The following is an 8,657-nucleotide window of genomic DNA, read 5'->3' as shown; positions in this document are numbered from 1 at the left end:
CGAAGGCGGTGGGGTCAGTCACTGTGATGTTGAGGCTGGCGACGCTTTCGCGAGCAGGCTCGCTCCCACAGGGGTTCGGAGTCAGGCTCAGGTTTTTTTTCGGGGGCGGTTGGATCAGGATCGAAGGTATGCGGTGGCGCCACTTGCAGCGTGGTCACCGAGCCTTGAGACGACAGCGAATACGTGACTTTGGAAATCAGCATGTCGCTGTCGAACCCGAGCACCGGATCCGTGACCTTCACCAGCGTGTTGTGGCGCCACAGATCGCCATTGGACTGACGCCAGCCCTGCACCTGATAGGTGGTGGTCTGCGCCCGGCCCATGCGGGTGGCGCTTTCCCATTGGGCGCGTTGCTGGGCCAACTCGAACGTCAGTGCGGTGCCTTCGTTGATGATCGTGGTGCGTCGGCGCTTGAAGCTCAGATCAGCCGCGCTGGATTGAACCTCGCTGACGGCCGCCCCGCTCTTCTTGTCTGAGCCTTTCTGCTGACCGATCACTCGGTATTCAGAAAACACCTGGCTCTGATCCATCGGCGCGTTCGCCGACAGAATGTTCTTGCCCAACTCCAGCGCGTCACTGGCCCGACCACCACTACCGGGCTTGGCCAGCACCAGCCGGCCTTGCTCGTCATCAGTGGAAAACACCCGGAACAGCGAGAGCAGACGGTCGATCGACTGGAACACCGTTTCGCCCGGCACGATGGTGTGCTTGGCGAGCCGCGCGGTCTCGGGAATTTCGTTGACCACGTACAGCGAGTATTCCGCCGCCAGAGCCTGGACGATGCTCAGCAGCGGTTGCTCCTGCCATTGGTTCGGCCGGTTGGTGGCTGCGCAATCGACCAGGTCCTGAGTCTTGGAGCTGCCCTCGATGCTCAGGCTGATCTGGCGTCCGTCGTAGCTGATCGGGGCCTTGAACACGTAGCCGGTGAGCACCAGGTCCTGGCCGATTTTCACTTCGCACGGGTCACCCGGTTTGATCCGCTGATCCACCGTCTGCCCAGGCCACTGCCAGGTGATGTCGAGTTTGAAGGTGCGGAACTGACGCTCAAGATCGGCGGTGATTTCCACGCTTTTCCAGCCGCCGTATTCCATGTTGTTGACGGTCAGCGTGACGCGGTTGTCTATCTCGCTCATGGTTTACTCCCCGGAGACTTTCACTTCGTTGGGTGAGAAACCGGGATGGGTGATCCCGTTGCGTTGAGTGATTTCCGTGACCCGCGTCGCATCGCCAAGGTACTTGTAGGCCACCACCAGTGCCGGAAAGCTTTCCTGGAACGACTTGCTGACTTGCCGCACACCCGACGACGCGACGGCCTTGAGGTGCGCAAGCAGCGCCTCTTTCACATCGCTGATGGCCTGGTAGTGCGCCGGGTCGGCCTTGTCCAGCATCGGGTTGATTGCCACCGCCACGGCGTCACGCAATGCCTGCATGTCGTCACTGACCGGGACTTCCTGGCGGGTCACCGGGCTCGTCGCCTGCTGCCCTACCGCAGGCGTCGATGACAGTTTCACCGGGCTTGTCGCCACCGGCATCGACGCCACCCATTGCGCAACTTTGACCAGCACCGTGTCCTGCACCAGATCGGCCATGGCTTGTGCCGCCGCGTTGGTGTCCTTGCCGGTGGTGATCTTCGGCGCATCGGCCTTGCGGATGGCTTCGAGTTGTTGGGACACGTCGGCAATCACGCCACGGTAGCCCTCCTTCGCGAATGCCTTCAGTTCCTTGATATCGCCGAGTAAGCCTTTGAACTCCGCCGCGACTTCCTTGGGCAACTCCTTGACCGCTTTGACCAGTTCGGTGATCTGCCGATACTGCTCGATCAGCGGTTTGAGCTGCTCCTTGATCACCTCGTAGACCCCGGTCAGGCTATTGCGCAAATTGGCGATGCCGATGCGCGCCGCCTTGATCAGCGTCATCGCCTGCTCGAAGCGCGCCACCGCCGAACCCAACAGCGTGTCAGCTTTGGCCAACAGGACTTTTTGCGTACTGACCGTGGCAGTCGGAAACGGCAATGGCCGGTCGGGATAGAACTTCAGACTGAACGTCACCAGCCCGCCGTCCTGGCGGGTGTGGGTCATGTCGCATTCGCCGACCTTGACCTGCAAACGTCCAAGCCATGGATGCACCAGTTCACCACTGCCCGCCTCCAAGGCCTTGAGCAGCTTGTCGCGCTGCTCCAGGCAATCGGCGCCGATGATGAACGCCGTAATGTCGTGGGTCTTGGCCTGCTGGCCGAGATCCTCGAAATACGGCAGGTCGCGTTGCGGGTATTCGTGCAACTGACCTTTACGACCGACCGGGGTTTTCGCCTGATCGATCCAGAACCCGACACCGCGAAACGATGCCGGCAACAAGCGGTCACGCCAGTTCATTGGAACCTCCTGCCGACAACGAGCGATAGCCGATGCGCGACGACAACGCCAGGCCCGGTTGATTGGTTTGTGGTTGATCGGTACGCAGCCCCGCCGGTGCGTTTTCGAAGCGCACGGTCAGGCCGCCTTCGAGTTGCGTGCGGTTGTTGGCAGCACTTTGCTGGATCAGGGCGCTGGAGGATTGCGGCAACGTGCTGTTCAGTGCCGCGCCGCCGGCAGGTGCCGCCGTGCTGGTGCCGGTGAGGGTGGCGAAGATAGCGGTGAAGTTGCCACCGAGCAGTTCTTTGACCTGCCCGAAGATGCCTTGCAGCTTGGTCCACATCTCACCGAACCAGGTCAGCACTGGTTGCCATTTCTGCTGGATCGACTCCATCGGCGACTGGCTGAACAGATCGCCAAAGACGCTCTTCAGCACCTGTGCATCCGTGGTCAACGACGCCCACAAACCGGAGAAATACCCGCTCACGCCGCTCCAGGCCGCCGTTGCCGACTCCACCGGCAAGACGTCGAACACGCTGCGCAGGTTTTCCTGCAACGTGCCCATCGATGCCCGCAGGACATCCCAAAGCGCCGAAAAAACGCCAACCACGGGTTGCCAAGCCGATTCAATCGTCGCCACCGGCGATTGCGTGAAAATCGATTTGACCTGCTCCCACTGCGCGGTGGCGTTACCTGCAACACCGCCAACAAGATTGCCGAACACATTGTTCAGCGAACCCCAGGCGCCGGTAATCGTCTGCACCGGCGACCAACTGAACTTCGCCTTGAGCGCGTCCACACCGGCAGCAGCTTTGGCCTGTGCGCCAGCGAAGAAATCACTGACGACATTGCTCGCAGTTGCAAAAGCCTTGCTCATCACTTCACTGGGCGAGAAACCGAATTTCGCCCTGAGCGTGTCGATACCCGCTTGCGCATCCGCCATGGTGCTGACGAAGAATTCACTCACAACACTGCTGGCTTTCGCCAATGCCTTGTTCCACACCTCACGCGGTGAGAAAGCGAACTTCGCACTGAGCTTGTCGATCCCTGCTTGTGCATCCGCCATCGTGCTGGCGAAAAAATCACTGACAACGCTGCTGGCTTTCGCCAACGCCTTGTTCCACAGCTCACGCGGCGAGAAGTCGAAAGCCGCCGCGAGCTTGTCAGTGCCTGCCTGCGCTTTCGATACCAAGCCGTTGTAAATATTGACGACGCTGTCGATGCCGGCAAAGAAGTCCGCGCTGATCTCTCCCCATGTTTTGCTGATCGATGCGCTCATCGACTCGATTGCCTGTGTGGTCGCCGCGACTCCAGCCTTGAATTTCGTCGAGACGTAGTCCCACATCCCGCCGAAGAATCCGGAAATCGACGCCCAGTTATTGGTGATCAACCGTGCGCCGATCACGATGATGGCCACCGCTGCGGCGATAGCCGCCGCAATCAGCCCGATGGGTGAGGTCAAAATCCCCAGCACACCGATCAGCCCCATCGCTCCGACCGTCACCACCGTGAACGCCGCCGCTGCTGCTGCCAGTCCCTCGACGAGGTACGGGTTGTTCGCAACGAACTGACCAATCGAGGTGATCACCGGTGTCAACGCCGTGACGATGCCGTTAACCGCCGGTAACAACGCCTGACCGATTTTCAGCGAGATGTTATCCAGCGCCTTGTTGAATTTTTCCAGGTTGGCCGAGGTTTCGCCCTGCACCACCTTCGGCACTTTAAGGCCCTTGAGTGCCCTGGCTTTCTTCGCCAGCGCATCCTGCGCTTCGATGGCTTTTTTGATGCCGTCCTGAAACGGCTTGAGCAAACCACCTTCGGCAATGAAACCGGCCACGTCCAGCGGCTCAAGGCCGCTGTCTTCCATGCTTTTCTTGAATGCTGCGACCTTGCCGCGCAGCCCCTTCATCTCGGCCTCCATCTTCTCGGCGCCCTTGAGCACCACAAGCATGTTGACCGTGACGGGAAAGTTCTGCGGGATCAGGCTCAAATTAGTATTCGCCATCACTGCACCTGCTGCATCGCATTGATCCGTTGCGCGTGCTCCAGCGACTCGCGGAGCACATCCAGTGGCCTGGCCATCATCTGTTCGGGGTCAACCTTCCAGAACCAGGCCAGGTCATAGGCGACTGCGATCAGGTCGGTGATGGCTCCGACGCCGCACTCATGAAAAAACTCGCAACGGCCCAGCTAAGCGCATTGAGGTCAGCCAGATCGAGCTGGTTGACCGACGACGGCGGGATGCCGGCGCACACGGCGATGTATTTGGCCGCCACGTCCATGTCGAGGCTGACTTCTTCGCTCTTGTCGATCTTGTACGGCAGCGCCTTGATCGCTCGCACTTCCTGCACCGTCGGACGGCGCAGGACGAGTTCGGTCAGGGGCTCGCCGTGAGCTTCGATCGCAACCTGAAGCTTCACGGCGCCGCTCATTGCCAGGTCCCCTTGATGCCTTCGAATTTCAGTTCGATGGTGGCGTCATCGCCTTTGGACACCGGCTCTTCGACCAGATAGGCACCAGCCAGCACGTAGACCTTGCCGTTGCTGAATTCGCTGGTGACGGTGATGTCGGTGCCTTCGATCAGCTTCTTCAGCGGGAAGTCGGCGGTGTGCAGCGCGGTCACTTTGAACGACGGCGCGACGTCGGTTTCCTTGTAGAAACCCGGTACGACGGTTTCGCGTTTGACGGCCATCAGCGGGGCTTCGCAGCCGCCGTTGATAGTCAGTTGTGCACCGTCGACTTTGACGTAGCAGGTGCCTGCAATCACTTGACCCATGGTGTTACTCCCTTCAAATAAAAAAGCCCACCGAGGTGGGCTGAATGCTTACGGCCAAACGCGGCAATCAAGCCGCGTCGTCGTATTGCAGACGGAATTGGTTGAGCAGTGCGAACACGCGCAGACCGTTGATGTAATCCGGCGGGAACAGCACGTTCACGCGGCTCGGGTCCTGCACGTCACGCTCGACGATCAGGTGCTCGGCGAACAGCTCAGCGTTCTCCACGTGGCCTTCCAGTTCCAGCTTGGCGTACTGCGCGATCAGCTCGCCGCGAATGGTCGCTGGCGTCACGATCGGCTGGCCAGCGCCGAAACGGGTGCCGTCGGAAGCCAGTTTGTGCCGGCCATACTTGCTGGTGATCACGCTTTGCAGACGACGCACGATGAACGCCGACTGGTGCATGGTTTCGCTGTCCAGGTAGGAGTTGTCGGCCTGGCCGTAAGCGTTTTTCTGGTAGGTGGTAATCGAACGCTGGATGCGCACGTAACCGCCTTCGTAGTACGCAGTGGCGATGCCGTAGTTGAGCAGCGACTGGCGCTCGGTCAGGGTGAAACGCTCGCTGGCCGGCGCCGGATCAACACCCGGCAGGCTGCCGCTTTGGGTCGGACGGCTGGCATCGGCGGAGATGAACACCGCGGTGCGCGCAGCCAGTGCGGCAGCTTGTACCCAGAACGGTTGCGGGACGCCCGGCTCCAGCGCCTGAATGGTCATGTGCTGGTCGTTGCGTGCCTGGCCAGCAGCAACCAGGGTGCCGACGGTGCCGCGCTTGGCGCTGTAAACGTGACCGAACAGTTGCTTGGCCCAGGACCAGCGACCGGTGCTGTCATCCATCACCGCTTGCCAGGTGTTGAGGGTCGACAGATCCGACCACGGCAGAGCGATGAACTCGAACGGCTCGTCGCCCAGTGCGGCCACGGCTGCGACCTGGTCCGGTACACCGGCGCCACCGGTCATGGCGGTGATCGCAGTGGTCAGGCCGGCCGGGGTTTCTTCGCCGTTGCTCTTGCCCAGACGATTGAACTGCAGGCTGATGTCGTTAGCGCTGTCGCCGGTCCATTTGGCGGTCAGAGTGACCACGCCTTCAGCAGCCGCAGCGCTCACCGGCAGATCGGCGGTGGCGTTGATTTTCTGCGCCAGTGCGGTGGCTGCCTGAGCAGCGGTGGCACCGTTGACCACGGTGGCCTGCACCCGCACACCACCAACGTACAGGTTGAGCACGCCAGCCTGAGTCGCGGTGCCGGTCAGCGTCAGCACGCCTTTGGCGATGGCGCCTTCAGTGTTGTGCAGTGGCAGGCACCAGATCTCGCCGATCGGGTCGGCCTTGCGGAAGGTCTCGTACATCGAGGCGAGCATCGAGCCCTGACCGCCGATGCTTTTTGCCAGTGCAACGCTGGAGACCAGCACCAGTTTGCCGACTTCAGTCGGGGCGATGTTGTCGTTGACCTGAGCGACGATCAAGCGACGCAGGCTCGAGCTCGCGCTATTGGCGGCCGAGTTGTCCATTTCGGCATAGAACAGCGGTACACGAATGTCCGCGGGGATGTTGCTGAATCCGATCGCCATCATTTGGCTCCCTGTGGTTTAGCCGCTTTTGCGGTTTTGAGTGTGATATCGCCGTCGGCCAGACGCCGGCGCCACCAGGCGCTGTCCAGCACTTCACGGCCTTCCTTGGGCAGCAGATCGCCCGCTTCCGGGTCAGGCACGGCACGGCCAGCGGCCGGCAGTACGGTAATGCGATTGCTCATGGGGTTACGTCTCCAGAGAAAGTCAGTTCCACGCGCCCGTCAGGGCCCGGGTGTTTCAGATTGGGGTCGGCCGGGTCGATCGCATCGACCCGCACGGTGACCCCGGTAAAGGACGACAAACCGTCCAGTTCACGTTCGTGCCAACTCTCCGCAGGCTGACTGGGCAGATTGCGGCCGAGCTGGAACTCGGCAAAAAAGCGCAGCCGGTAAAAGGCGCGGCTGCTGTTGATCGAGACCATTTCGCCGCCGTCGTAGACGATGGCGCTGTAGTCGGTGCCCGGCTTTAACCCCACCAGCGCGCGCCACAGTTCGGCGCGCAGGTCGTGCAACAGATCCAGCGCTTTTGTAGCGTCGGTTGCGTCAAGCGCGAGGACGATTTCGAAGCGGTCGCGGATCGGTTGGGTGGTGAGGTTTTGTGCGGTGCTGTTGCTGGCCAGATCGGCCAGCGGCAGCACGTGGGCCGAGGGTGTTGGCAGATCGGCATTGCCTTGCAGCAACGCCAGATCGACACCGACGGCAATGTGGTTGGCAAGCCCAGGGCATTGCGCACGCAGCTGCGTGAGGATCGGGGTGATCTTCATGGTGGTGTTCCAGAGTTGAATGAAAAGCGGTCTGCAGAACACTGCAAAACCTGTGGGAGCTGGCTTGCCAGCGATGGCGGTGGATCAGCCGGCGTCTCTTTTGAATGGGCTGGCCTCTTCGCGGGCAAGCCCGCTCCCACAGGGATCTTCATCGCAGTGACAAAGCGGGGAATCAGTCCTTGGCTGCGGCCTTGGGATCAAGGCCGCTGGCATCAATCACGCAGCGATAGCTGTTCTCGCGATTGCCGCTGGCGGTGACTTTTTCAATCGACCAGCGCCCGCGCATGAAGTCTGGCCAGGTGTCATCGAGCAGCACCAGACCTTCGGCCGCCAGCAGTGGATTGCCGGGACAGGTGATCTTCACCTTGTACTTCTGCCGGAGCATCTTGCGCACTTCGCCCTCGCCGACGGCGATCGCATCGGCTTCAGTGGGTTGTTTCTGGCGCAGGGTCTTGAACGGCGCAAGCCCCGTTTCAACCCAGCGCAACACACCTGCGGCGCCATCCCAGAAACAGGTCTTGCAGCCCTTGGTCTGCTCGCGGGCAGACTCCTCCAGCGTGGCGCTGACGAACGCGTGATCGCCCGGACGGTTGTTGCTGGTCACCGACAAAGTCACGTCCGCCAGCACCTGGCCCGACAACGACTTGGTCTGGCCGGGACGGGCCAGCACGTACACGTCGTTGTAGGGTTTGGTCACCGCGTTGTACTTTTTTTGCCAGGCGCGTCAGAAAGCTCATGTCGGTTTCGTTGGACTGGTCGACGTGCTCGATCCTGATCATCGCCACCTCGGGCGCGACGCGCGGTGAAAAGCCATGGCTCGACACCAGTTTGCGAAACAGCGCACCCAAAGTGGTCGGGCCATGACTGGCCGTGCGACGTTGCTTGAAGCCCGTTTCATCCTCCTTGCTGAACGGCGCCGCCGTGGCCACCAGCGTCAGGCGAAACGGGAACAGCGTCGGCGTCAGACGTGTCACTTTGAACTGGCCCTTGTCGACCAGCCCCGACTCCAGATAACCGACCTCCAGGCCGATTTTTTCGCCCAGATCCGGCAGCCCTTCGAGGCCTTCAAGATCGATGGTCAACGTCAGTTGATCAGACTCGAAACCGGCAGCGTCGATGTGTTCCCAACTGATCAGGCGTTGATTGAGCAGATCCGCGTTTGCGCCGTAAATCTTAACGACCGGCGTAAAACCCAGTGTCATG

The 8,657-nt window shown here is 61.0% G+C and carries 7 protein-coding genes and 2 pseudogenes; all 9 read right to left on the bottom strand.

All coding sequences use genetic code 11. The features are described from left to right. Positions 1 to 95: 95 nt before the first annotated feature. Positions 96 to 1,133 (bottom strand): annotated as a pseudogene (locus HT737_RS21715) (phage baseplate assembly protein); the annotation flags it as partial. Positions 1,134 to 1,136: 3 nt separating this feature from the next. After that, a complete protein-coding gene (locus HT737_RS21710; protein ID WP_095667372.1) occupies positions 1,137 to 2,372 on the bottom strand; it encodes a DNA circularization protein in 1,236 nt (411 codons plus the stop codon). After that, positions 2,359 to 4,356 (bottom strand): phage tail tape measure protein, encoded by a 1,998-nt coding sequence (locus HT737_RS21705; RefSeq protein WP_182403975.1) that lies wholly within the window; start codon positions 4,354 to 4,356, stop codon positions 2,359 to 2,361. The genes HT737_RS21710 and HT737_RS21705 overlap by 14 nt, the downstream gene beginning before the upstream one ends. Before the next feature lie 130 nt (positions 4,357 to 4,486). Beyond that, complete coding sequence (locus HT737_RS21700) at positions 4,487 to 4,783, bottom strand: phage tail assembly protein (RefSeq protein ID WP_003222226.1); 297 nt, start codon at positions 4,781 to 4,783, stop codon at positions 4,487 to 4,489. Further along, complete coding sequence (locus HT737_RS21695; RefSeq protein ID WP_182403974.1) at positions 4,780 to 5,127, bottom strand: phage tail tube protein; 348 nt, start codon at positions 5,125 to 5,127, stop codon at positions 4,780 to 4,782. Before HT737_RS21695 ends, HT737_RS21700 begins: the two co-directional genes overlap by 4 nt. A gap of 67 nt (positions 5,128 to 5,194) precedes the next feature. Then, a complete protein-coding gene (locus HT737_RS21690; RefSeq protein ID WP_182403973.1) occupies positions 5,195 to 6,691 on the bottom strand; it encodes a phage tail sheath subtilisin-like domain-containing protein in 1,497 nt (498 codons plus the stop codon). Next, complete coding sequence (locus tag HT737_RS21685; protein ID WP_041072263.1) at positions 6,691 to 6,873, bottom strand: DUF2635 domain-containing protein; 183 nt, start codon at positions 6,871 to 6,873, stop codon at positions 6,691 to 6,693. The genes HT737_RS21690 and HT737_RS21685 overlap by 1 nt, the downstream gene beginning before the upstream one ends. After that, a complete protein-coding gene (locus HT737_RS21680; protein ID WP_182403972.1) occupies positions 6,870 to 7,454 on the bottom strand; it encodes a hypothetical protein in 585 nt (194 codons plus the stop codon). Before HT737_RS21680 ends, HT737_RS21685 begins: the two co-directional genes overlap by 4 nt. A 172-nt stretch (positions 7,455 to 7,626) precedes the next feature. Next, positions 7,627 to 8,656: pseudogene (locus HT737_RS21675) on the bottom strand (phage late control D family protein). Between the last annotated feature and the right edge of the window lies 1 nt (position 8,657).

Source organism: Pseudomonas sp. MD195_PC81_125 (genome assembly GCF_014060985.1).
GTDB lineage: Bacteria > Pseudomonadota > Gammaproteobacteria > Pseudomonadales > Pseudomonadaceae > Aquipseudomonas > Aquipseudomonas parakoreensis.
Note: the sequence above shows the minus strand (reverse complement) of the source record. Positions and strands in the feature narration are given on the sequence as shown.